The sequence below is a fragment of the Paenibacillus jilunlii genome (assembly GCF_900102965.1).
In the GTDB taxonomy this organism is placed as follows: Bacteria; Bacillota; Bacilli; order Paenibacillales; family Paenibacillaceae; genus Paenibacillus_AQ; species Paenibacillus_AQ jilunlii.
In genome coordinates this window covers 176,602-201,355 of the sequence record NZ_FNGM01000004.1, presented here as the reverse complement: position 1 = coordinate 201,355, position 24,754 = coordinate 176,602, and the positions used below count along the sequence as shown (strand labels likewise).

Here is a 24,754-nt window from a genome sequence, read left to right as displayed (position 1 = left end):
CCCACTTTCCGAGAAATCAAAGGTACTTTTACCTCTTATCTCACACCGGAACCCACTTTCCGAGAAATCAAAGGTACTTTTAGCTCTTATCCCATCGTGTAGAGCAGCGTCAAAAAAATTGTGTAAGTAACATGGGCATCTTTGCGTGGCTTCGTTAGCTGGTTAAGTGGAATAAGTATAACTAATTTGCTTGTGAATCTGCGCTCACCAATACTAAGTGGAAAAAGTATCACTAATTCAACTCATTTCGCTCCTGATGGAGTAACATTGCCTAATTAAATCTACTTTTTCCACTTAAACCTGACAATTGTTTATTTCTGGGGAAATAAGTTCCCCTTTCCCACTTAATCATTTGCCGGTTGGAGTAAGCGATTTCAAAAGTACTCTTTGCACACTCCAGTACTATTCGAATTTTCGCCTTACTACTTACTCTTACTCCTTACTCCTTATTACTTGCTTTTACTCCTTACTACTTTCTCTTACCCTTACTACTTTCTCTTACCCTTACTATTTGTTTTTACTACTCACCTCTACTAATTACTCCTATCAGTTACACCTACTAAAAACCCCCGCCCGGCACGATTGTGAAGACAGGGGGGATTGCGCAACACTAGGGTTGTTGGGCAACTCTAGCTCTGCTGGGCAACTCTAGGGTTGTTGGGCAATACCAGATTTGTTGCGCAACACTTCTGTTGAACAATACTAGCCTCTGTAATGCAACACTAGTTTTGTCGCCAAATCTCCCGGACCCAGGAGAGCAGGCGCAGATCCTGCCCATGCCCGCCGATCACCGACAAGCCAAGCGGCAAGCCGGAGGGGCCAATCACCGGCAGCGTCACCTGCGGCAGACCGGCTAAGCCGGCGATGCAGCTAAGCATCATGGCGCCGCTGCGGTCCTTCTCCAGCTGTGCCAGATCCCCGCCGCGCAGCGGTGCGGGCCCTGGCACGGTCGGGAGGACGATGCAGCCGTCCTCCCCAAGCAACTGCCGCAGCCGGGCTGCTATCTCCGCGCGTATCCGCAGCGCGCGGCTGTGATCCTGCCCGGCAAGGCCCGCCGCCCATGCGAAGCGGGCGGCGATGTCCGGGCCAAAGAGCGGCTGCGCACGCTCTATCCATGTCCCATGGGTCGCCCATATCTCGGCGCCCTGCAGTTCCCTGAAGACATCCATCCATGTCTTCAGCCCCTCCGGCGCGATCTCCGTCGCGCCGGACCAGCCTGCACCGGCCTGCAGCAGCTGCAGGCCGTCTTGCAAGCTGGCTGCGCTATCCGCACCAGCCAGCGCCCAAGCCTCCGGCACGATGTGCAGCTTGCCCATCGTGCCTCCCCTACTGCCCGGAGCTGCTGCTCCGAGCAGTACCTCGCCCGCCCGCAGCAGCAGCTCCGGGCGGGCTGTGATCCAGCCCACGGTGTCGAAGCCCGGCGCAAGCGGAATCACGCCTTCCATCTCCACCGCACCATGCGTAGGGCGGAAGCCGCACACGCCGCAGTACGCAGATGGCACGCGGACGGAACCGCCCGTATCCGTTCCCAGTGCAAAATCCACACTGCCGGAGGCCACCGCCACCGCCGAACCGCTGGAGGAGCCACCGGGGATACGGCCCTTGGCCCGCGGATTGACCGGCGTGCCATAGTGGTAATTCTCCCCGCCGAGGCTGTACATCAGCTCATCGGTATGTGTGGCTCCCCGCAGGGTAGCCCCGGACTCCAGCAGTTTGCTCACTGCTGCCGAATGTACAGCAGCCGGCTGATGGCTGCGAAGCCAATCCGGGTTACCGGCAGAAGAGCGGTGCCCGGCTACTGCGAATACATCTTTTACTGCAAAGCTAAGACCAGCCAACTTTCCGCTTCCCATACCCGTTACCTCAAGCCCCGGTTCAATAAATGCTCCATGTTGATTATGAACAGCCATCTCTGCCCCTCCCCTCCCGAACGAACCGGATGCCTTCAGCCATCGCATATCCCCTTGCTCTTCTTTTCTTGGTCATACAAACCAAATTGGAAAGAACCTATGTGCTCATTACCGATAAGTGTATTTACTGCAATTAAACTGATGTGTAAAAGTCCATTTTTTAAAATAAATGTATTTCATACAGCTAAAAATGGCGGTTGACCTTGTTTTGGCACAATGAGTGTTATTTAACTGTACAGACTGCAATTAAATCTATTTTCACGCCGATATCCGAGCTTTTAGTTGTAGAAAATGCAGTTACAGGCGGGAGGCAGCCTCCGGAGAAGCTTCAGCTCCACTCCAGCTCCAGCCCCAGCTCCAGCCCCACCTCCACTTCAGCTCCAGCCCCACTCCAGCTCCAACCCCACCTCCACTCCAGCTCCAACCCCACCTCCACTCCAGCTACAGCCCCACCTCCGCATCAGCTCCAGCTACCATCCAATAGCTGCGCCATCGCAGCGCGGGTCCGTGCCCCCGCTGCGGTAGCCGTTGGCATCGATGGAAATTGCATGGGCATGGCCCACAATTCCATCATAGTCCCCCACGGAGCGCACCAGATGTCCGGCTTCGGATAGCTTGCTCAGCACCTCAGGTGCAACCCTGCGCTCCACCTTCAGCTCCTGGGTCGGCTCGCCCCAGGTTCTGCCCCAGACAAAACGCGGCGCGTTCACCGCCGCCTGCGGGTCCATTCCGTAATGCAGCATCCGGGTCAGGAGCAGGCTCTGGGTTTGCGGCTGACCCTCCCCGCCCTGTGTGCCGTAGAGATAGACCGGCTTGCCGTCAAGGCAGGCCATGGCAGGCATCAGCGTATGGAACGTGCGCTTGTGCGGCTCCAGCGTATTGATATGCCCGGGGTCCAGCGAGAAGAAAGAGCCCCTGTTCTGCAGCAGAATTCCTGTATTCCCGGCCACAACGCCTGAACCAAATTCAAAATACAGGCTTTGAATAAAAGAAGCCGCGTTGCCTTCATCATCCACAACTGCCGCATAGGCGGTATCCCGGCCCACCGGTTCACTGTTAAGCGTACCCGCCTTCACAAGGGAAATCGATGCTGCCAGCAGCGAAGCATACTGTTTATCCAGGAGCTGCGCCAGCGGAATCCGGCTGAATGCCGGATCGGTGAGCACCCGGTCGCGGTCGCGGAAGCTCAGCTTCAGCGCCTCCACCAGCAGATGATAATATTCATAGGAGCCATGCGCGATGCCGCCAAAATTGTAGTGTTCCAGAATATTCAGCGCCATCAGCGCGGTAAAACCCTGGGAGTTCGGCGGGACCTGATAAACCGCGTAACCGTGGTAGTCCGTAGATACCGGCTCGTCCCAGTTCCCCTGGTGACCGGCAAAATCCTCCCGGGTGAGATACCCGCCGGAAGCCTGCATATATTGGCTAATCTCTTCTGCGATCTGCCCTTTATAAAAAGCATCCCGGCCGCCCTCGGCCAGGAGCCGCAGCGACGCAGCCAGCTGCCGCTGCACAAACCTGCTCCCTGCGGCCGGAACCGCGCCGCCGGGAAGATAGACCGCCGCGGCTTCCGGGGCCAGCGCCGCTCCGGCGAGCACACTGTTGCCGTACTGGTCCGGCGACAGCGGAAACCCGCCGGCGGCATAGCCGATTGCCGGCTCCAGCACCTCCCCCAGGGTCAGGCGTCCATACTCGCGCTGGACGGCCGACCAGCTGTCCGCCATTCCGGGGACCGTAATGGCACTGCGCACCCCCCGTCTCGGAATCGCCTCCTCGCCGGCATAGCAGTCCCTGCGGACGCCGTAGCCGGAACGCCCGCTGCCGTTGTAGGCCCGGACGCGCCCTTCACCCGCGCTGTAGGTAAGCCAGAAGGCATCGCCGCCCAGTCCCGTCATATGCGGATAGACCACAGCGAGCGCGGCGCTGACTGCTACCGCCGCATCAAAGGCATTGCCGCCCTTTTGCAGAATCCGCGCTCCGGCGGCAGAAGCCAGGTAATGGGGGCTGACCACCATCGTTTTTGTACCGATTACAGGACCTGTCGTCATGCTGCCCATCTCCCATTCCTGTCGCTCAAGTTAGTGTCATTTAACAGCACCGCAAAAACCTTTGTCAATCGGGAGAGACGAAAACGCATGTTTGCCTCCTGTTTTTTGTGAGCCATGCACAAAGTTCTGCTGAACCACATTGCGCAGTGTAGCTGCACACCGGTGAATTATATAGAATAGGCTTCAAATCAGACGAGCGGTGTCAAAAACTACGGCTGGCTGACCAATCAAGAATTCTCGAATATGCTTGCGCCGGCCTGCGCTGCCAAACCCGGCCGCCACTAGAACCGCTTGTTTTCGCCGGTTATGCTGTCTATGTCTATGGCTGGCTGCGGCAACGCTCCCTACCGCGCTTCCTTCCACGGCGGCATTCCTCAGCCTGTTCCACGTCATGCAAAAATACAAGCAGTCGCCTGCAGGAAAGGCATGCCCCTGCTTGTACAGCCTGTAATTGCCATTATTGTGTTTGTGCACCCCACACGTTATTTCAAAATATACTGGGACAGCACAGCCTGGACCTCATAGATATTCACGGATTTGTTGAAGGTTTTCTTCAGCGGCAGCGTGCCTCCCGAGACATACAGGCATAGCTCCGCATCCAAGTCAAAGTGCCCGGCTGTTTCCACCGAATAATGCGTAATGCTTTTGTAAGGGATGGAATGGTACTCCGTTTTTTTGCCGGTCACACCTTGCTTGTCAACAAGAATCAGCCGTTTATCCGTAAAAATGAACATATCCCGGACCAGCTTATAGGCCCGCTCGATTTTTTCCTGCGGGGCAAGAATCTGTGCGTATTCCCGCTGAACCTCCGGCAGCGCCACCTGCGTGGCATTGCCCAGCAACCCGTTGAACATCGCCATTGCCCAGTCCCCTTTTCTGATTGGATTTGGCAAAAAATCCTCCGCCATATACTCATACTACTTGCACATGGCATCAGATATGCACTGGCGCTGCACTTTTTCTCTTGCATATTCAGCCGTTATTGGTTAAACTGGTTTTAAATTTGGAAAAAGGAGGTGTAGGAGGAATGGATCACAATCGGACCAATAGTGTTAGCAGCCGGCTGATTAATATTATGGCTGGCATCGTTCATGTAAATGCCGACAACGGGAGAAGTCTGTCCATTTACACGAATTCAATAACACTACAATATTGTGAAATGCCTTTCCTGCCTGCGCTTCAACGGACACTTTAAGACCGGAGAAACCATAAAGGCCGCGGGGAATTTCCCTGCGGTCTTTTTGTTTCCAGAAATGAACGTAAGCGGCGACAGGGCATTCTTATAAAAGGAGAATCCCTATGATCATCTCATGCCAAAATGTTCAAAAATACCACGGCGCCCAGCTCGTGCTGAGCGACATTACCTTCGATATCCGCCAAGGTGAAAAAATCGGCCTGATCGGCCGCAATGGCTGCGGCAAAACGACGCTTTTCCATCTGCTGAGCGGGGAGGAACGTCCCGACCAGGGTCAAATCTCCATCCGTAAAGGCAGTGTCGTTGGACTGCTGGCGCAAATTCAGGAAGTCAATGACGGGGAGACTGTTTATGCAGTTTTGCAGCGCAGCTTCACCGAACCGCTGGAGTGGCAGGCCCGCCTGCGGGAGCTGGAGCTGGCCATGTCCCAGCCGGATGCCGGAAGCAGCGGGCTGACCTTTGATCGGCTGCTCAAGGAATACGGCACCCTCCAGGAAAAATTCGAAGCGGCTGGGGGCTATGAGATTGAAGCCTCCATCCAGCGTGTAGCCGCAGGACTGGGCATCGGAACCGGACAGTTTGACCGCCGCTTTTCTTCCCTTTCCGGCGGCGAAAAAACCAAAGTCGGCCTGGCCGAGCTGCTGCTGCGCCGTCCTGATATCCTGCTGCTGGATGAGCCGACGAACCATCTCGATATGGAAGCCATCGAATGGCTGGAGCAGTTCCTGCAGGATTACGAAGGGACAGTGGTGGCGATCTCCCATGACCGCTACTTCCTCGATGCCGTAGTGAAGAAAGTGATTGAGATTGAAGACGGCGAAGCCTTCACGTTCCATACCAACTACAGTGGCTACCAGATTGAGAAGGAAGCCCGGCTGCTGCGGCAGTTCGCCGATTACCAGGAGCAGCAGAAGAAGATTAAACAGATGCAGGAGAGCATCAAACGGCTGATCGAATGGGGCAACCGTTCCAATCCGCCGAACCCTTCCTTCCATCGCCGGGCGGCTTCAATGCAGAAGGCGCTCGACCGGATGGTGAAGGTCAAGCGTCCGGTCCTGGAGCGCAAAGCTATGGATTTGCAGCTGCAGCAGGAGGATCGTACCGGCAATCAGGTCGTCATTCTTGACCGGATTGGCAAAAGCTACGGGGACCGGCCCCTCTTCTCAGGGGCCAATGAAGTTCTGCGGTATGGGGAAACCACCGCATTGATCGGCGGCAACGGCGCGGGCAAGAGTACGCTGCTGCGGATTATCCTGGGCCAGGAGCTGCCTGACGAGGGAAGCTGTACCCTCGCCTCCCGGGCAGTTGTCGGCTACCTGGCCCAGGAAGCTGTTCCCGAGGACGGGAGGCTCTCGGTGCTGCGGTACTTCCGCGAGGAAGCAGGCCTGGAGGAGGGTGAGGCCCGGGGACAGCTGGCACGGTTTCTCTTTTACGGAAGCGATGTGTTCAAGAATATAGCGAACCTCTCCGGAGGAGAGTGGACCCGCCTGCGGTTCGCAGTGCTGATGCACCGCCGCCCGAATCTGCTGATTCTCGATGAACCGACCAACCATCTGGATATCGATTCACGCGAGGCGCTGGAAGAAGCGCTGGAGGAATACCCTGGCACCGTGCTGGCGGTATCCCATGACCGTTACTTCATCAACCGCTGCTTCGGGAAGCTCTGGTCCATAGCCGAAGGAAGATTCACCGTATTCTCCGGCAACTATGAGTATTACAAGGAAAAACAGGCCGAGAAGGCTGCCGCCGCCGGACTCTCTTCGAATAACAGCAAGGGGCAGCTGCAACCAGACAATGCCCCTAAGTCCGGTAGCAGCCCCGTTAAGGCTGACCTTCCAGAGGCCAGGCTCAGGGACAGCGGCGAAGCCAGACGCGGCAGCTCTGCGTCTGCTTCAAAACCCGGCAAGTCCCGTCTCCCAGGCTATTGGGAGGAGATAATCGCGGCCGCCGAGGCGCAGCTTGGTTCCATTGATGCGGAAATGCTTGACCCGCAGATCTCCAGCGATGCAGACAGACTCGCGGAGCTGCAGCTCGTCCGGGACGCCGCGCAGGAGAAGCTGGAAGAGCTGTATGCCTGCTGGATGAGTGAAACAGACTAATAAGCACTGAAAAGGACAGATGAGTACAATGACAGAAATAATCGCTGAATATTGGAAGGCCTATCTGGAGGAACACCCTGAAGCAGCTGATTTATACGACAGTGCCTGGGCGTTCGCGGACAATGACCGGCTGGCAGATGAGCTGCTGGCCCTTGTGCTGGAAGGTGTTAAGACCGGAACAGCCATGAACTATGAGCTGAACGAAGTGCGCGGGCTGCCTTTGCCTTTTATCGGCGGACATTCCATTATCCTGGACAGCCAGGGCATGCCGCGGGGAATTATCAGGACAACAAAATGCGAGGTTGTTCCCTTCCACGAAGTGACTGCGGAATTTGCCTATTCCGAAGGTGAGGATGACCGTACTCTGGAATCGTGGCGGTATCATCATGAAGCCTATTTCACAAGAGAAATGAAGGCTTACAAAATGGCCTTTGATCCGGGCATGCGGGTGGTCTGTGAAAACTTTGAGCTGGTATACCGCAAATAATCAGAGATGCGCATTCAAAAAGGCTGCTTCTTCATCACGAAGAGGCAGCCTTCATTGTATAGTTGCAAGTAGTGTAAGTTGTAGTTCTGCGGTTAATTCTAGTGCCAGAAGCCCATAACCCAGCCAATAACCGAGACCCATAAAGGAATGCTGATGAGGATGCCCCATACCAGTCCAGTGGCAATGTTGCCTTCTGCAGGACGCGTCATGCCCTCCTGCTTAAGCGGAAGTCTTAACTCTTCTTGTTCCATGCGATCCCCTCCTAAAGTAACTATCGACAGAGCAGAGGAAAAAATGTAGACCGCCTGGCCCAATAAGTTAAATTTTCGGCGATTTTTTTAGATATAAAGGCTCAGCGGCTTCACCTTGTAAAGGCTTACATATTTATTATTAACCAGTTTTTGTCTCATTTAAAACTTATAAATTATCTTATTCCTACAGCATATGCAAATCCCTAGTCCAAAATGACCGGCTTCTCAGGATTCCGCAAATATTCGAACATTATCCGCAGCTGCTCCCTCGTGTTCCGTTCTTCCGACAGCTCCGGCAGTTCATCCTCGGCAAAAAAAGCCACCCCGTTCGTCTCCACGCCCTCCGCCGCAGCGCCGCCGGTTATCCGGCATAAGATGAACATTTTGTACACATGGTAGGGCTCCGGCGGATGGTGATGGAACTTCTTGTCCAGCACAGCCAGCAGACGCAGCGCCTCTGCCTGAAAGCCAGATTCCTCAGCGATCTCCTTAACCGCCACTTCCCTTGGAGACAGTCCGATATCTGCCCAGCCTCCGGGGAGCGCCCAGTGGCCATCCAGCTTTTCACGAACCAGCAGAATCTTCTCTTCACGGAAAATCACACCGCGCACATCCACCTTGGGAGTACAGTAACCCTCCTCGCCCGCAAAGGCAAGCCTGATCTTCTCCTTGCTCTCAAAGCTATAGTTCGCCAGAATATCTACACTCAGCTCCCGCAGCGCCTGATAACGTTCGATATCATATACATCCTTGGCATAGGCAAGTCCCGTCTGGGCAATCGCCTGAATTTCCTTGGCCCAGGTTAACCACTTCTGTTCCATAGCTGCACCGTCTTTCCTTAGTATAGGCATACAAAGTCCTGTTTACTCACACAGCATCAAATGGCGGGAGAATGCGCCTTTCTTCGCTACGCAGCGGTCGATAATGGTGAAACCTGCTTCAGCAATCATCTCATCCACCGCTTCAATCGCGACAATGACAGCACGGTCAGCAATACGGCGGGTATGGACCAGAATGGCGAGCTGCTCCCCGGGCGTAATCCGCGAATATAAATTATAGGGCATGTCCACTATGGCAACGTCATAATGCTCCTGGATGTCCGCAATATCACCCAGGGTAACCACGCTGTTAAATCCGAAATGGGCAATATTCGTGCGTGCACCGGCGACAATTTGCGGATTAATGTCCCGGCCCACAATGTCAATGCCCATGGACAGTGCCTCCACCATTACCGTGCCTATGCCGCAGCAGGGATCTATCGCTCTTACACCTGCAGGATGCGGAACCGCCATATTGACCGCCGCCCGTGCAACACGCGTGCTAAGTGCAATCGAGTAGCTGCGCGGTTTTTTCATCTGCCGGAACCAGGTTGCCTTGTTCTTATGATACTCTCCAAAGTACCAGCTTCCGCCCAGGGTCACAATGCCGTATACCCGCTCCGGATGGTTCACATCCGCCTCTCCCTCGATGCGCAACCCGATTTCCCGCTCGATCGCTCTGCGTTCATCGTACTCTATTTTTTCTTCCGGGGACAAATCGTTCGTCTTCACAAAAATCACCTTGAACGTCTGCCCCTCCACCTCTACCTGTTCGGTCTGCTTATAGATATCCTCCAGGCTGTTCCCGGAATACATGACATCAATCCGCTCCTTGATAAACGGACTGCGGCTTACATCCACTTGAACCCCGCTTCCAAAGACCGCCGCCGGAATTTCCCGGCCAAACAGACAGCGCAGCTCCATTCCGCACAGGGATTCCTCGTCCCCGGTACAGGCGTAGGTATAAATATATAATGGCTGTTCCTTGTTCTTTTGCATTTGTATTTCGGAGTCATGGCTACTATTTGAATTCGCTGACACTCATTTTCGCTCCTGTCACTTCCGCATGATGCGGAGATTCTGCCTTATTCTACAGTTGTAGCACCTGCCATACCGTTAGTACCTTTTTGCGGCTTAAACCAGCTAAGCTTATCATGGTTACTGTAAGTAATCAACAACCTGAAAGAGGCTGATAGCGGGTCTCCTGGAACGATCCTTTGGCAGGCTTTTGCCGATTGCGTTTTGATCCATCGCGGATTCTCCAGTATAATGAAGGCATTACACTGCCAAAAAAAGACTGCGGCGCTATGCCGTGACGCTACGCCGGCTGATTCAGCCGGTTTTTCGCAGCGAAACCCAAGGAGGTACATATTCACTATGTCTTATGAAACCTACTTTCAGACTGAGCGTGAAGCTCAGCTGGCCGAACTGAAGCAATGGCTGTCCATCCCCAGCATTTCGGCTCTCTCTACCCACAAGGAAGATGTATTGTCCGCAGCACACTGGCTGCTGGATACCCTGAAGCGCGCCGGGCTGGAGAACATTGAACTATACCCTACCGCAGGCCATCCGGTTATCTACGCCGACTACCTTCATGCCCCTGGCAAGCCGACCATCCTGGTCTACGGCCACTATGATGTGCAGCCGGTTGATCCGCTTAACCTGTGGACGACTCCCCCATTTGAACCGGAAATCCGTGACGGCAAGCTGTACGCCCGCGGAGCCACCGACGACAAAGGCCAGGTATTCATGCACATCAAAGCCATTGAGGCCATTCTCAAGCAGGAAGGCACCCTGCCGGTCAATATCAAGCTGTGCATCGAAGGCGAAGAGGAGATTGGAAGCGTCCATCTGCCGCCTTTTCTGGAAGCCAGCAAAGACAAGCTCGCAGCAGACGCCGTGCTGGTCTCGGATACTTCCCTGCTGGAACGCGGACGCCCGGCCATCTGCACCGGCCTTCGCGGCCTCTGCTCGCTTGAGGTCAGCGTCAATACCGCATTGACAGATCTCCACTCCGGCTCTTACGGCGGCGGTGTGCCGAATGCGCTGCATGCGCTGGTCTCTTTGCTAAGCTCACTTCATGACGACAAGGGCCGCGTTGCCGTTGAAGGCTTCTACGACGGCGTTCCCGAGCTATCCCCGCTGCTGCGTGAAGAATTTGCCAAGCAGGGCGTGGATGAAGACAAGATCCGTGCAGGGCTTGGTCTGGAGCAATTGTACGGCGAAGAAGGATACAGTTTTGTGGAACGGGTCGGCGCCCGGCCAACCCTTGAACTGAACGGTGTCTACGGCGGGTTCCAGGGTGAAGGCAGCAAAACCGTCATCCCTAAAGAAGCCCATGCCAAAATCACCTGCCGCCTTGTCGGCGACCAGGACCCTCAGCATATTTTGGATGTTGTTGAGGCTCATCTCAAGGCCAACATTCAGGCAGGAGCAAAAGTCCAGGTAAAACAGATGGAAAAGGCCCGCGCCTTCAACATCGACCCTTCGAACCCCATTCTGCAGACAGCGGCTGACGCCTATGGCAAAGTATACGGCACCCGCGCCCTTTTCACCAAAGACGGCGGTTCCATTCCGATTATGGAAAGCTTCTCCCGCATTCTTCAAGCACCGGTGGTGCTGATGGGCTTTGGCCTGGATGACGAGAATCTGCATGCACCGGATGAGCATTTCAATCTGGAGAATTTCGATAAAGGCCTGCTGACCATTGTCGAGTTCCTCAAGACTGTATAAAAACGCCTGTCCCTATAATAAAAGCCAGGGTCTCCGCATAATGTGGAAACCCTGGCTTTTTTTAAGATTTATGTTTTTTGTGAGCCAGAATGGCTATGAGAGCTGCAACTACCGCTCTTAAGATATTATTAATAATTGGCTTAAGTTCTTCTTATGTTTTCGTTTCTATACTTGGTCTATCAAGGAAAGGAGGCAAGCGGTTAAACTTCGTGCTGGGCATAAGACTGTAATCCATTATTCATGAAAAGGAGAGTTACATTGAAAAAAATGATCCCGTTCATTCTCGCTGCTGCTTTACTGGTTCCATCCGTTGTTGCAGCGGCAGAACCAGAAAAGAACGCTTCCCCTGTCAACCTCGGCAAGGCTGAAATCGAAGCATTCGCGAATACATTTTTTCAGCAAAAAGAAGTAAAAGACCAACTTGCAGGCGCAGTTCTCGTCGTCGTGAAAAACGGGCAAGTCTTGCTGAATAAAGGGTATGGCTATGCGGATGTCGACTCCCAAAAACCGTTCGACTCCAATAATACCGTCTTCCGCGTGGCATCCGTATCCAAATTGTTTACTGCTGTAGGGGTTATGCAATTGGCTGAAAAAGGAAAACTGGACCTGGACAAGGATGTTCAAGCCTATTTACCGGATGTTCAAATCCCGAATAAAACCGGGGTGCCGCTCACTTTGAAACATCTCATGACTCACACGGGCGGTTTCGACGCAGGTACCGCAGAAGATCCCCAAAAAACCTATTCGCTAAGAGACTTTATCAAGGAAACCGTACCGACCGTCATCACAAAGCCTGGCGAAGTGTTCAACTACAATAACTACGGCTATGATTTGCAAGGATATATTATTGAAAAGGTATCCGGTCTTCCGTTTGAAGAGTATATGATGAAGAACTTGTTTGCGCCTCTCGGCATGAACAACAGTGATTTCATCTTCACCGATAAAGTCAAGAAAGCGATCGCTACCCCCTACGACAGCTCCCTTAAGCAGGCCCAGCAAATTGTCAATGTACCGGTTAACAAGCCGGCCGGCGGTATGTTTTCCACTGGAGCCGATATGGCCAAGTTTCTTATGGCCATGCTGAACGATGACCCTGCAAGCCAACATCGTATTCTGACCGAGGCTTCTATACGAGCGATGGAACATAACAGCGTTACGATTCACCCTAAAATTCCAGGAGCCGGCTACGGCTTGGAATCGAACTATACCAAATATTACAACGGATACAATGTCGTAGAGAAGGGCGGCGATTTGCCCGGCTTCCATTCGAACATATGGCTGCTGCCTGATGAGAAGACCGGGGTTTTTCTCGCTTTTAACAGCGACAAAGGCAATTTGCGCCTGCCTTTCTTCGAGCAATTCATGAATCGTTACTTCCCGAAAAAGGGAAAAGGTCCGACTTTTGTGCAACCGGAACCGACCAAGCAGCAGTTGCTTCGCTTCGAGGGAACATACCGGGATTTGCGCAGTCCGGGATGGAGTTATGATATTTCGGCCGTGGACGGAGCATTGATCGTCAAAGCTCCTTCGGGTAATCATACTTTGCGGCAAGCGGACGAATTGCTTTTCTATGACGAAGAGGGAGTTGCAGCAGGATTTAAACCGGACGCCGATGGGAACATCCTTTACTTTGCTTACAACAAGCCTGGCAGTTGGTCGGTGAAGCCCCCCGAGATGCCCAAATTCCAAGACGTACCCGACGACCATCCTTATGCCGAGTACATTTATGAGCTCGCTCAATCAGGAGCCATCCAAGGAGGTTCCGGCAGTTTTGAGCCGGACAAGCCGATCACCCGCGGCCAATTCATAGCTATGCTCGTCCATTTATCCACTTATCCGCTTTCTCAGAAACCCTCTTCTTTTGCAGACACGAAAGGAAATCAATACGAGGCACATATCCAGACAGCATACGAAATTGGCATTGCTAATGGATTTACAAACGGAAGGTTCAATCCTGACCAACCGGTCACTCGTGAAGAAGCGGCAACCCTTGTCTGGCGGTTGGTCAAAATTGTCCTGAGCGCCGCTCCAGTGCAATCCGACTTGAAAGGCCCGTACTCTTCTTGGGCAGCTGAAGGCCTGCAGTTTGTCGTCGGAAAGCGATTGTTCGGTCCCGATGTACAGACGTCTTCAACAGGTTCGGTAGACTATAGACCGAAAGATATCATGCTCAAACAAGAAGCGGCTGCATTGCTTAGCCAGCTCCTGAAGTCAATTCGACAAATTGAAAAGTAACTGAATATTCAGACGGATCGATCGTGAGGGTTCCGATCCGTCTTTTCGGCCCGCCGCCTAATTTGAACATCAATTGCCCCATGAACAAAAAGTAGTCATCTGTTTGACGAAAAACACGCAAATAAAAAACCCTTGCGCAACAAGGATTTCGAAGTTAAGTATGGAGCGGGTGATGGGAATCGAACCCACGCTATCAGCTTGGAAGGCTGAAGTTCTACCATTGAACTACACCCGCAATAGAAAGTGAAGACAAAAAGTATTGTAGCATTACTATGAATAAAATGCAACCCTGTGGGCGCATTCTATTTCCCTTAAGATGGCATTCCCAGCGAGGGCTTCAGAAAAAAGGTTTCGAATTCGGCAGCCTTAATGGGTTTGCTGAACAAATAGCCTTGCCCCTCATGGCAGTGCTGCTGGCGCAGGAACTGCAGCTGCTCCTGGTTCTCCACACCTTCCGCCGTTACCTTCAGCTTCAAATGGTGGGCCATGGAGGTAATCGTGGATACGATGGCTGCGTTGTTGCTGTCTTCCATCACTTCCGACACAAAGGAACGGTCGATCTTCAGCCGGTCAATCGGCATATTCTTCAGATAATGCAAAGAGCTGTAGCCTGTGCCGAAATCATCAATACTGATAAAGACCCCCAATCTCTTCAAGCGGTTGAGCTGATCGAAGGCCGTCTCTTTATCCAGGGTCATGCTTTCCGTGATCTCCAGATCAACATAACAAGGGTCAAGCCCGATATCCTGCAGAATGACACCAATTTTCCCGGCCAGATTCGGCTGGAGAAATTGGCGCATAGACAGGTTGATGGAGACGCAAATGGGCCGGTAACCGGCGTTCTGCCACATTTTATTCTGCCGGCAGGCTGTCTTGAGCACCCATTCCCCAATCGGAACGATCAGGCCGCTCTCCTCGGCAATCGGAATGAAGTCCACGGGCGAGACCAGTCCGCGTTTTGGATGATTCCAGCGCAGCAGTGCTTCCATGCCGACAATTTCCTCGGTTTCGAGCTGTACCTGCGGCTGATAGACCAGATAGAACTCGTCACGTTCAAGCGCACGGCGCAGATCATTTTCCAGTTTCAGCCGTTCCTTCGCTTTCATCTGCATTGCGGGTATGTACCGCCGGATCTCCACTCCTTGGTCTTTGGCATTATGAACGGCGGTATCCGCATTCTGAATCAGCTGCTCTGCCGTGTCCCCGTCTCCAGGATAAATGCTCATGCCCAGACTGAGTGAAATATGATACTCCCCGGATTCAAGCTGCACCGGCGTGTCGAATAGCCGCAGGAGCTCCCCCGCACGAATCAGGCAATTCTCTACACCCGTCCGGTCCGTCATGAGAAAGGCAAACTCATCCGCTCCCATACTGTAGAGCTCTTCATTCGCTTTCGCTTCATTCCCAATACGCTTGGCGACCAATTGAAGCAGAAGATCGCCGGCGTAATGTCCGAGCGAGTCATTTATATTTTTGAAGTGATTGATATTCATAATAACGAGTGCAGTGAAGCCGCGGCTCTTGTCCCGTTCACTCTGAAGCAGCATTTCTTCCACGCGCTGCATCAGGCGGCGTCTATTCGGCAGACCGGTCAGATCATCGTGGTAAGCCAAATAATTAATCCGGGCCTCAGCCTCCTCATTTTCTTGAAAAGGCTCTTCAATGGTAAGCCGGTATACGCCCTTGAGCAGAAGATAATAGGCTGCACCGCTGCTGAGCATTCCAAACAGATAATCCATCTCTCCTACGCTTAGAAGATTCATAAGGAATACCTGCCCCAGTGCGAAAAAGATCAGGGAGCGGATAATAATGAGGAGGGAAGCCGACTTCTCCGTTTGGCCAGGGTAGACGATGATGCCTACGGCCAGCAGATAGATAAAAAGCACGGCCAGATTCATGACATGCTGCATTCCGTCAACCTGCGAATAACCTGACATCCGGGTAGCTACCATATCCCCAAAAATGAACAGAGCCAGAGCGCCCAGAATCAGCACAGAGGAGGTCCGGAAGACTTTGTTTTTGCCTGCGGCCGCTACCGGCTTGTCCCCCCTGCCGAAGATGAACAAAATTCCTAATGCACTCGCCAACCGCGAGAAAGTGAGCAGCCACAAGGACTGTTCAGCATTAATATAGGAAGATATTGCCGGAATGCCTACGAAACTAAGCGTGTGTAAAAAGTCAAATATGCATACACCCAAAAAAAGTGCAGACGTATAAAGCCTCGCCTGGGATAATCGATTAGCGAAGAACAGCCATCCTTGTGCAAAGATAGCAAATCCAAAGGCGACATTACAGCAGCCAATGATCAGATAGAGCGCCGACAACAAATCCTTATCCTCTATATTCCCCAGCGGTGTACGAAAAATTTGTATCAGAAGGAACAGCACGGCCCCTGTAATTGCCGCATGTATGGTCTTTTTCTCTTCTTGTCTCATAGGTCCCTCGCGTCTGAATTTGATATCTATAATAAGTGGATGGATATATTTATGTCCTATGTATAAATATCGGCTGGATAGCTCAGTAAAGTTACATTCGACTTTTATTAAAAGAAAGCCCCGGAGAAAATAAAAAGCACTTCCCCCTGTTCCAGAGTTCAGTGCTTCTCATGAAGCCTTTATTTATCTCCAAAATTCACTTCGGGCGTGGTCAGCTTGTCATAGAAATCAACCGCTTTGTCCTTGTCCTCCGATGAACGCAGCGCCATTGCGGAGCGCGGATGCTCATCCAGCGTGCCTGTAATCATATACGGAATGATATAGCCCCATTCTTCCTTTTCACGCAAAGGAATCATCAGCCGCTCCAGGATGTCGAGCACTGGCCGGAGCGTGTACTTGGTATTCTTCAAATGGGTAACCAGCAGCTCAGTTGGACAATTTCCGGCAGCACGTCCCATCCCGTAGCAGGAAGCATCAAGCAGTTCTACACCTTTTTCGGAAGCTAGAAGGGTGTTGGAGAAAGCCAGCTGCAGATTGTTATGGGTATGTACCCCTAAGCGCTTATTCGGCAGGTGGGTTTGGAATTTTTCCACCAGGTAATGAATGTCGTTATGGTCCAGACTGCCGTATGAATCCACAATATATACAACGTCTACAACGCTCTCGCGGATTTGTTCAAAGGCTTCCAACAATTCATTCTCCATGACATTCGACAAGGCCATGATATTAATAGTAGTTTCATAACCAAGATCGTGGAACGTCTGCACCAGCTGCAGGGCCTTGTCCACATCTTTGCTGTAGCAGGCAACACGGATCAGATCCAGCATACTTTCACTGCGGGGCAAAATATCATTCTCATCCACCCGGCCAATATCCACAAGCGCTGACAGCTTAGTGTGACCCTTCTGCGGAATCACTTTTCTCAGAAAATCATCATTCAAAAAACGCCAAGGCCCGGCTCCTTCAGCTCCTTTGAGCAGTTTAGGGGAATTTTTATACCCGATCTCCATATAATCAACACCAGCCTCATTCAGGCCGGCATACAGATTCTGAACGAATTCAACACTGAAATCCCAGTTATTAACCAAACCGCCATCGCGGATCGTGCAATCGACAATCTTGCTTTTATTACTCTTCACCTTGTGTTCTCCTTTCAGTTATAACCCTCATTTTGCCGCCAGGATGGACTTCCTATGCAGTCATTATCGTTCAATCATACTGTAGTGAAGAATCAATTGTAAAGAAAATTTCAGATTCTCTTCATACTCCCTCCCTCATATAATAGGCAATGACAAATATCACGGAAAAAATGTATAAAAAATGCTAAAGTACAAGAAAACAATTGAGATTGATTATCAATCTCTCTCGGAGGGATTTAAATGGCTTCCACATCTTGCTCCTTACTGCGCTTACAGCCGGGCTCAACAGGCTCCATTCAAAGAATAGAAGGAATGAACCCCATCCTGCGGCGCCGCTTGGCTGATCTCGGTGTGTCTGAAGGCGTAATGATCCGTCTGAAAGGAAAAGGGCCTTTTCTCGGTCCCATTACCCTGGAATGCAACGGTCAGTTGTTCGCTATCCGCCGGAAGGAAGCTTCCATGATTGAGGTGAATGTCTCATGAGTTCAATTGCACTCGTAGGTAATCCTAATACAGGTAAAACCTCGCTTTTCAATACACTGACTTCTTCCTATGAATATGTGGGTAACTGGGCAGGTGTAACTGTTGAGAAAAAAATCGGCAGCCTGAAGAACGGCGCTGGCAAGCTGATCGATCTCCCTGGTATATATTCGCTGCACCCCCTCTCCCGTGATGAGGGTGTCGCCACGCAATATCTGATTGAGGAATCCCCGGAAGCCCTCATTAATATCGTTGATGCCTCCCAGCTGGAACGCAATCTGCTGCTCACCCTTCAATTGCTTGAATACGGCAAACCCACTGTCCTGGGACTGAACATGATCGACGTGGCCAAGGCGCGCGGCATTGCAGTCAATCATGAGGTATTGCAGTCCCGTCTTGGCATTACCGTTCTCCCGCTTATTGCCAGAAGCGGAAAAGGCAGCGGACAAGTACTCAGCGTTCTGGAGAAAGCTTCAGCGATCCCTCAGGTAACCTTCCGGCTGGATTATGGCGAACTGGCCGAGCAAGCCATCGCATCCATCGAAACAGAACTGAAGTCTATTTCCGGACTGCCCAATCTGCGCTGGGTTGCCTTACAGTTGATGGAGCAGAATCCGGTTGTTCTGGAACTGCTGAAGAAACGTATGGATATCTCCCGCCTCATGGTTATCTGCGACCGGTGCCAGAGTGCATTGCAGAGCAGCAAGCAGGCGCTGACGCTGCCTCAATGGATCCGGTCTATCCGTATGGACTACATCCGCTCCCTCTGTACAGCCGCTATGGATACTACGCTCCTTAAGCCGCATAATCTGACGGAAAGACTGGATTCCATTCTGACGCACCGTTTTCTTGGGCTGCCGCTGTTCATTTTCTTTATGTACGCGATGTTTAAGACAACCTTTGACTGGGTCGGCGGGCCTTTATCGGATCTTGTAGACGGCTTGATATCAGGCCCCATCAGCAATGGAGCGAGTTCTCTGCTTCAAACGGTCGGGGCATCAGGCTTCACACACGCGCTTATCGTGGACGGAATTATTGGCGGTGTTGGCGGGGTTGTCGTCTTCATTCCGCAGATCTTCATCCTGTTCCTGATGATCTCATTCCTTGAGGACTCCGGTTATATGGCGCGTGTCTGCCTGCTGATGGACAGCACAATGGAGCGTATGGGGCTCAACGGCAAAGCTTTCATCCCTTTTATCATCGGCTTCGGCTGCAACGTGCCGGCCATAATGGCCGCACGCAGTATTGAGCAGCCTAAAGACCGTATGCTGACTACCCTCCTGATGCCGCTTATGTCCTGTTCGGCACGGCTTCCGGTGTATCTGCTGTTTGCAGCTGTATTTTTCCCTGCTCAGCAGGCTACGGCAGTTCTGGCCATGTATGTGCTGGGCGTTGTGTTTGCACTCATCTTGTGTAAATTGTTCTCCAAACATCTGTTCAAGAACGAATCCTCCGTCTTTATCATTGAGCTTCCGCCCTACCGGATGCCCCAGCTGAAGACGCTTGGCCGCAGCACCTGGGAAAAAGGCAAAGGGTTTCTGCGCAAGGCGGGAACGATCATTCTTGCCGGTTCAGTGATTATCTGGCTGATGTCCTATGCTGGCCCTTCCGGATTGAATGTGGATATGGATCACAGCTTCCTTGCTAAATTTGGCGGGTTGATCGCACCTCTTCTCCATCCGCTTGGATTTGGCACGTGGCAAGCCGGCTCCACGCTGGTTCCCGGTTTTCTGGCCAAAGAGGTCGTCGTATCCACCATGAATATTATCTATCATGCTCCGGATGCCGCCGGACTGGAAGGCCAAATCTCACAGGTGTTCACACCGCTCAGCTCAGTCAGCTTCATGGCCTTTATCCTGCTCTATATCCCTTGCCTCGCTACAGTAGGGGTTATTAGGAAAGAGACAGCTTCGTGGAAATGGACCTTTTTCTCCATGGGATATTCGCTGGTGCTGGCGTATTTGGTTTCATTGGTCATTTTTCAAGGCGGAAGCTTGTTAGGCTTGTCGTAGGATTCGGTACAATCAAAAGTTACTTGAGCGAAAGCGGGGAACTGCAATGATAATAAATATATTGATTATAGCGCTTGTATTTGGCTACTCCGGCTGGATGATCTACCGTCACGTGCAGAAGGGAAAAGAAGGGGCTTGCGCCGGGTGTGACAAAGCCAAGACCTGCGCTGCCGCCTCCGCAACTTCCCCATTCTCCTGCAGCGGAGGACCGGTAGATCCCAAGCATTCAGCCAAGGCCTGAAATCAGACATCATAGAGTCATTCGTTTAAGATCCCTGGGATGGGGGTATGTTAGTTATATGCAACTACAACCAGACCAACCCAAGGAGGGAAAACACATGAATACCAAAAAGACTTTATTTACTACGGCAGCGCTTGGAGCAGCCTACCTACTCAGAAACAAGGATGCGCGTAACAAGGTCATGAACGGCATTCAGTCCATTACTTCCCAACTCAGAGCCAAAAGAAACAGCTAGCCGGAGCCGATGAACGGTGTGGGCCGTGCTTATACGTCATTTTATGAAGCACAAACGGTACCTCCTTTTCCTAAGGAAGGTACCGTTTTGCTGTTATCTTTTTGATACCGTCCTCAGCTTTGAAGTTTAGCCGCAGCTCTGGCCTCATCGTCAGCATTCAAGTGCAGTAAATATTGCAGCAGCGTGCGCACCATTACACCGGTTGCCCCCTTGGGATTCACTCCGCGTTCCTTGGACAGAAATGCCGTCCCGGCAATGTCCAGATGAATCCAAGGCCGCCCCTCCGCAAACTCACCGATGAACAAGCCTGCTGTGCTGGCTCCGCCGTATCTTCCGGCTGCATTGCGGATATCTGCCACCTCGCTGTTTAGCATCTCGCGAAACTCGGGATACACCGGCAGCTGCCATATTTTCTCTCCCGCGCGAATAGAGGCTGCCTGAAATGCCTCCATCATAACCTCATTATTGGTTACAGCCCCCGTTGCAATATCACCCAGAACCGAGAGCACAGCGCCTGTCAGCGTCGCTACATCAATAATCCGTTCAGCGCCCCATTCCAGGGAATAGGTGAGCGCATCTGCCAGCACAACCCGGCCTTCCGCATCGGTATTTAGGATTTCGATGGTCCGGCCGCTCAGGGTCGTCACGATGTCCCCCGGTTTGAAGGCATTGGCTGCAGGCATATTTTCTGCAGAAGGAATAAGCATCACCACGTTAATCCGCGGACGCAGTGTCCCCAGCGCCTCCATAACGCCAAGGACAGCCGCTGCACCGCCCATATCGCTGATCATATCCTCCATTCCCGGTGCCCGCTTGAGCGAAATGCCGCCGGTATCGAAGGTAATGCCCTTGCCTACGATAGCAGTAACATTCTCCCACTGGCTGGTGCCCTGATAACGGATAACAATCATTCGTGGAGGATGCACACTTCCTTTGCCGACTGCCAGCAGTCCTCCCATCCCCTTCTGTGCGATTTCCTGTTCATCCAGAACTTCAGCAGGGAATCCATGCCGCTCGGCAACTTCAATCGCCGCCATGGCAAGCGCTGATGGAGTCAGCAGATTTCCAGGAAGGTTGGTAAGATTGCGTGCCAGGTTGGTTGCATCGCCAAAAGCCTGACCCCGCTTGATCCCTAGAGACCATTCCAGAGACTCTGCGGCCTCTGCCTTCCGGTCCAGGTGGATTATAGCAGACTCAAGACCTGTATAAACCGGCTGTTCCCGCTTGTAATGCGTCCGGCGGTAAGCTCCCAGAATGAGCCCTTCCGCCAGTGCTTGCCCGGCCTCTTCGGCCCCTGCGCCAGTCAGCTTACTGGGATTGTCCGGTACCTGGACGATGAGTCTGACTGCTTGTAGCCTGAGAGCAGCACGGGCCGTCTGAGCCGCAAGAAAACGGAGTTCTTCCGTTCCCGCCAGCCCATGCCCGCAGCCTGCGAGAATGACAACAGGAAGCTCAGACTGCCCATCCAGCGGAAGGACATAGATCTGATTCAGCTTGCCGCCGAACAGCCCGGCTTTGGAGAGCCGGTTAATTTGCTCTGCCCATTCACCAGCCTCACTGCTTTCAACTTCATTCTCTGTTATAAACAGACAAAGTGCGTCACCCTGCAGTGCCTCTGCCCGGCTGCCGCTGCTCCATTGAATATCGATAAGAATCACTCCTGTCCAGTGCTTGGGATGATGATATCTTCGTAAGAACGCAGATAGGCTGATCTCCTACACAGCCTTGCTGTGCAGGGATCAGCCACCCATAACCTATATTATAATTATAGCAACTATTGAATCAACGGCAACGAGATGACAAATCGTGTCCCCTCGTTGACCCGGCTGCTGACAGAAATGCATCCCCCGTGGTTCTTAATAATCCGGTCGCTGACGGACAGTCCGAGTCCCGTCCCATTTTCCTTCGTGGTGAAAAAAGGACTAAACAACCTGTCAAGGGTGCAGATATCCATCCCTTTGCCATTGTCGGAAATAAAGATGCGAACCTCGGCGCCTTCTCTGGAAGCCCCCAGCTCGATCCTGCCCATCGAATCATCAACCTTCTCGGTAATCGCTTCCATTGCGTTCCTTATTATATTAAGCACGACCTGCTTCATCTGCTTGATATCGCCTGAGATGATCATATCCTCCTGAAGCGGATAAAAATTGATCTCGCAGCCTTTCATCAATGCTTCGCTTTCAGTCAGCAGTACTACTTCTTTTAGCAGTGCCGACACTGGAATCATTGCCACCTGCGGCACTGAAGGTTTGGAAGAGGTCAGAAATTCATGAATAATATCGTTCGCACGATCGATCTCTGCTAATATGATCTTGGCGTACTCCTCTTTGCCCAACTGATGAAGATGGGGATGCAGCAATTGAATGAACCCGCGAATCGCAGTCAGCGGATTCCGGATCTCATGGGCAATCGATGCTGATAGTTTGCCAAGCATGGCGAGACTGTCGTTCTGGTAAGCCGTTTGTTCAATCAGCTTGTAATCGGAGATTTCCTTGAACGTGAACAGATAGCAGCCTTTCATTTGCTCGCCGCAGTGCAGAGACACTTTCCAATACCGGCCGTATTCATCTACAAACTCATAGCTTGGCTTACCTTTCTTCATCATTTCACGGTATCCGTGCAGCACCTGCTTCTTCTTGAAACGGTTCAGCTGGATATTCGACAGCAAGTGAAGCAAAGTGCAGCCCAGAAGGGAATGCCTGTTCAACCCAAGAATGCCGTACATCTGCTTATTTACAAACGTCAGCACACCATCTTCATCAAATAGCAAAATTCCGCTGTCAATATGCTCGAGTACATCCTCATATGTAGTGTTCATAGGACCAGATTGAAACGTTCTTGCAGGCAAAAGCAAGCTTTCCTGATATTGGCTTATCACGATACGAAGTTCCCCCTTTTACTGCATTTGACGAAGAGCTTAAGCGACATCAAATTACTATGTATTTAAGTATATGACGAAGCCGCCAGAACATTCGGAAATCGTATTATATTATCCAACCGTTTCAACTATATTCCAATCATATCCAAGAGAAGCAGACAACGCAATCAGAGAAACTGTCGAATTAGAAAAATATTCATAAAATGATTCTAAAGACACACTAATTATCATAGAGAAACCGGTTCCCCTTGCGTCATGCAGCTTTTGGGCTGCAAAAAGAGCCCCCGCTACAGGCGGAGGCTCTTGAGTCACTATATAAGGCCGATACATAGACGGGCTGTTATTTCTGTGTTTTCAGGCTTTTTGCTGCAGGCGATGCCGCCGCTGGCTCATTACAGCCAGACGTTTCTTAAGCTCACGTTCCCACTTGGTATCTTCAATCTGCTTAGCAACAGCCAGCAGGTCAAGAGCCATGTCAATCTGGCTGCGAACGATATTCAGCGGATCTTCACTCTCTACGTTAATGACATTCTCGAAGATCGCTTCTTCATCCTCCATTACATAGTCCTGAAAATCAACATCGGTCACACCGTCGCCATGGGCATATTCCGCCAGAATTTCATATTCGTTTTCGACTTTATAATGTACCTCCACCCGATGGCAGACCGGGCAAAAAAGCAGGGGAACATTATGGACTTGCGTGCGATAATGCTTTAGGGTTCCCTTCGTTCCAACCATACTCGCTCCACAGCAAAAGCTCATTTTTGTTCACCCTCCTTGGCATTTTACATTGATTTCGTATATTGTATTACAAAATGGCAGCGGAGATTCCACTGCTTGAAGCTATAAGTTAACCTTTGCGCCCATTTTCATACGAATACTCTTTGTTTAAGGGCGGTTTGGTGCAAAAAACCCCCTCGCCGGGAATTTCTCCCGCAAGGAGGTCTTCTTAGTATATCAAAGATCGCTGCTTATGCCAGCCCGGACTTACAGATTCTTGTCGCCCGGTTTCCAGTTCATCGCGCAGAGTCCGCCTGATTGCAGGGCTTGCAGAACACGAAGTGTTTCTTCTACGCTGCGGCCTACATCGTTGTGGTTGACTACCTGGTATTTCAGCTCACCGTCAGGATCGATGATGAACAAGCCGCGCAGTGCCACACCTTCTTCTTCGATCAGGACGCCATAATCGCTGGCAACCTTCTTCGTGATATCCGAAGCGAGCGGGAAGTTGATTGGACCAAGACCATTCGAATCCTTAGGCGTAGTAATCCATGCTTTGTGGCTGTGAACCGAATCGATGCTCACACCGAGGATTTCGGTATCAAGCGCTGTGAAGTCAGCTGCAGCCTCGCTAAGCGCTGTGATTTCCGTCGGACATACAAATGTGAAGTCAAGCGGATAAAAGAAGAATACAAGCCATTTGCCGCGATAGTCGGACAAGCTTACCTTACCGAAATCCTTACCGTCGCCCGTTACGGTTTCCATTGTGAAATCTGGGGCTGGTTTACCTACCAAACGTTCTGCCATTGCTTAAATCCTCCTTTGAGTATGTAAGAAA

The 24,754-nt window shown here is 51.8% G+C and carries 21 protein-coding genes and 1 tRNA gene; 9 read left to right on the top strand and 13 right to left on the bottom strand.

What is annotated here, in order from left to right; genetic code table 11:
* Positions 1 to 722: 722 nt before the first annotated feature.
* The 3 genes from BLQ82_RS10305 to BLQ82_RS10295 form a co-directional block, all read right to left on the bottom strand.
* Positions 723 to 1,910, bottom strand: coding sequence for an amidase (locus BLQ82_RS10305; protein WP_074648114.1), 1,188 nt, complete (start codon positions 1,908 to 1,910; stop codon positions 723 to 725).
* 470 nt (positions 1,911 to 2,380) lie between these two features.
* Positions 2,381 to 3,958: a gamma-glutamyltransferase gene (gene ggt / locus BLQ82_RS10300; RefSeq protein ID WP_074648112.1), complete on the bottom strand. Its 1,578-nt coding sequence runs from the start codon at positions 3,956 to 3,958 to the stop codon at positions 2,381 to 2,383.
* A 482-nt stretch (positions 3,959 to 4,440) separates the two neighbouring features.
* The gene (locus BLQ82_RS10295) at positions 4,441 to 4,818 is read right to left on the bottom strand and encodes a PH domain-containing protein (protein WP_062523949.1); all 378 of its coding nucleotides are present in this window, start codon (positions 4,816 to 4,818) and stop codon (positions 4,441 to 4,443) included.
* Positions 4,819 to 4,985: 167 nt separating this feature from the next.
* Here BLQ82_RS10295 and BLQ82_RS31920 point away from each other — a divergent pair, with 167 nt between their 5' ends.
* From BLQ82_RS31920 to BLQ82_RS10285, 3 genes are all read left to right on the top strand, one after another.
* Entirely contained in the window at positions 4,986 to 5,153 is a 168-nt protein-coding gene (locus tag BLQ82_RS31920) for a hypothetical protein (RefSeq protein WP_157243818.1), read from the top strand.
* 104 nt (positions 5,154 to 5,257) lie between these two features.
* The gene (gene abc-f, locus BLQ82_RS10290; protein ID WP_062523948.1) at positions 5,258 to 7,252 is read left to right on the top strand and encodes a ribosomal protection-like ABC-F family protein; all 1,995 of its coding nucleotides are present in this window, start codon (positions 5,258 to 5,260) and stop codon (positions 7,250 to 7,252) included.
* A 28-nt stretch (positions 7,253 to 7,280) separates the two neighbouring features.
* On the top strand, positions 7,281 to 7,739 hold the full coding sequence (locus BLQ82_RS10285; protein WP_062523947.1) for an ASCH domain-containing protein: 459 nt from the start codon (positions 7,281 to 7,283) through the stop codon (positions 7,737 to 7,739).
* 98 nt (positions 7,740 to 7,837) lie between these two features.
* On the opposite strand, the gene BLQ82_RS31915 is transcribed toward BLQ82_RS10285, so the two are convergent.
* The 3 genes from BLQ82_RS31915 to BLQ82_RS10275 all read right to left on the bottom strand — a co-directional run bounded on the left by BLQ82_RS31915 (position 7,838) and on the right by BLQ82_RS10275 (position 9,807).
* Positions 7,838 to 7,990, bottom strand: coding sequence for a hypothetical protein (locus tag BLQ82_RS31915; RefSeq protein WP_157243817.1), 153 nt, complete (start codon positions 7,988 to 7,990; stop codon positions 7,838 to 7,840).
* A gap of 203 nt (positions 7,991 to 8,193) precedes the next feature.
* Positions 8,194 to 8,811: an NUDIX hydrolase gene (locus tag BLQ82_RS10280; RefSeq protein WP_062523946.1), complete on the bottom strand. Its 618-nt coding sequence runs from the start codon at positions 8,809 to 8,811 to the stop codon at positions 8,194 to 8,196.
* 42 nt (positions 8,812 to 8,853) lie between these two features.
* Positions 8,854 to 9,807: a TRM11 family SAM-dependent methyltransferase gene (locus tag BLQ82_RS10275; RefSeq protein WP_062523965.1), complete on the bottom strand. Its 954-nt coding sequence runs from the start codon at positions 9,805 to 9,807 to the stop codon at positions 8,854 to 8,856.
* 378 nt (positions 9,808 to 10,185) lie between these two features.
* On the opposite strand from BLQ82_RS10275, the gene BLQ82_RS10270 reads away from it, so the two are divergent.
* Both BLQ82_RS10270 and BLQ82_RS10265 read left to right on the top strand, forming a co-directional pair.
* Entirely contained in the window at positions 10,186 to 11,541 is a 1,356-nt protein-coding gene (locus BLQ82_RS10270) for a dipeptidase (protein ID WP_062523945.1), read from the top strand.
* 267 nt (positions 11,542 to 11,808) lie between these two features.
* On the top strand, positions 11,809 to 13,776 hold the full coding sequence (locus BLQ82_RS10265) for a serine hydrolase domain-containing protein (protein WP_244280759.1): 1,968 nt from the start codon (positions 11,809 to 11,811) through the stop codon (positions 13,774 to 13,776).
* 161 nt (positions 13,777 to 13,937) lie between these two features.
* Here the strand turns inward: BLQ82_RS10265 and BLQ82_RS10260 are convergent.
* From BLQ82_RS10260 to BLQ82_RS10250, 3 genes are all read right to left on the bottom strand, one after another.
* A tRNA-Gly gene (locus BLQ82_RS10260) sits at positions 13,938 to 14,011 on the bottom strand.
* A 76-nt stretch (positions 14,012 to 14,087) separates the two neighbouring features.
* Positions 14,088 to 16,211: a putative bifunctional diguanylate cyclase/phosphodiesterase gene (locus BLQ82_RS10255; RefSeq protein WP_062523943.1), complete on the bottom strand. Its 2,124-nt coding sequence runs from the start codon at positions 16,209 to 16,211 to the stop codon at positions 14,088 to 14,090.
* Between the two features lie 179 nt (positions 16,212 to 16,390).
* On the bottom strand, positions 16,391 to 17,350 hold the full coding sequence (locus tag BLQ82_RS10250) for an aldolase catalytic domain-containing protein (RefSeq protein ID WP_062523942.1): 960 nt from the start codon (positions 17,348 to 17,350) through the stop codon (positions 16,391 to 16,393).
* A 240-nt stretch (positions 17,351 to 17,590) separates the two neighbouring features.
* Between BLQ82_RS10250 and BLQ82_RS10245 the strand changes: the two genes are divergently transcribed.
* From BLQ82_RS10245 to BLQ82_RS31910, 4 genes are all read left to right on the top strand, one after another.
* Positions 17,591 to 17,833, top strand: coding sequence for a FeoA family protein (locus BLQ82_RS10245; RefSeq protein ID WP_060863425.1), 243 nt, complete (start codon positions 17,591 to 17,593; stop codon positions 17,831 to 17,833).
* Positions 17,830 to 19,842 (top strand): ferrous iron transport protein B, encoded by a 2,013-nt coding sequence (feoB, locus tag BLQ82_RS10240; RefSeq protein ID WP_062523941.1) that lies wholly within the window; start codon positions 17,830 to 17,832, stop codon positions 19,840 to 19,842. The genes BLQ82_RS10245 and feoB overlap by 4 nt, the downstream gene beginning before the upstream one ends.
* A 46-nt stretch (positions 19,843 to 19,888) precedes the next feature.
* On the top strand, positions 19,889 to 20,083 hold the full coding sequence (locus BLQ82_RS10235; RefSeq protein WP_039839777.1) for a FeoB-associated Cys-rich membrane protein: 195 nt from the start codon (positions 19,889 to 19,891) through the stop codon (positions 20,081 to 20,083).
* Positions 20,084 to 20,180: 97 nt separating this feature from the next.
* Positions 20,181 to 20,318 (top strand): hypothetical protein, encoded by a 138-nt coding sequence (locus BLQ82_RS31910; protein ID WP_167529889.1) that lies wholly within the window; start codon positions 20,181 to 20,183, stop codon positions 20,316 to 20,318.
* 113 nt (positions 20,319 to 20,431) lie between these two features.
* On the opposite strand, the gene BLQ82_RS10230 is transcribed toward BLQ82_RS31910, so the two are convergent.
* The 4 genes from BLQ82_RS10230 to BLQ82_RS10215 all read right to left on the bottom strand — a co-directional run bounded on the left by BLQ82_RS10230 (position 20,432) and on the right by BLQ82_RS10215 (position 24,723).
* Positions 20,432 to 21,976: a leucyl aminopeptidase gene (locus BLQ82_RS10230; RefSeq protein WP_244280753.1), complete on the bottom strand. Its 1,545-nt coding sequence runs from the start codon at positions 21,974 to 21,976 to the stop codon at positions 20,432 to 20,434.
* Positions 21,977 to 22,092: 116 nt separating this feature from the next.
* Positions 22,093 to 23,196: an ATP-binding protein gene (locus BLQ82_RS10225; protein ID WP_062523940.1), complete on the bottom strand. Its 1,104-nt coding sequence runs from the start codon at positions 23,194 to 23,196 to the stop codon at positions 22,093 to 22,095.
* A gap of 354 nt (positions 23,197 to 23,550) precedes the next feature.
* Positions 23,551 to 23,958 (bottom strand): hypothetical protein, encoded by a 408-nt coding sequence (locus BLQ82_RS10220; protein WP_025704573.1) that lies wholly within the window; start codon positions 23,956 to 23,958, stop codon positions 23,551 to 23,553.
* Between the two features lie 225 nt (positions 23,959 to 24,183).
* On the bottom strand, positions 24,184 to 24,723 hold the full coding sequence (locus BLQ82_RS10215) for a peroxiredoxin (protein WP_039839781.1): 540 nt from the start codon (positions 24,721 to 24,723) through the stop codon (positions 24,184 to 24,186).
* Positions 24,724 to 24,754: the final 31 nt, after the last annotated feature.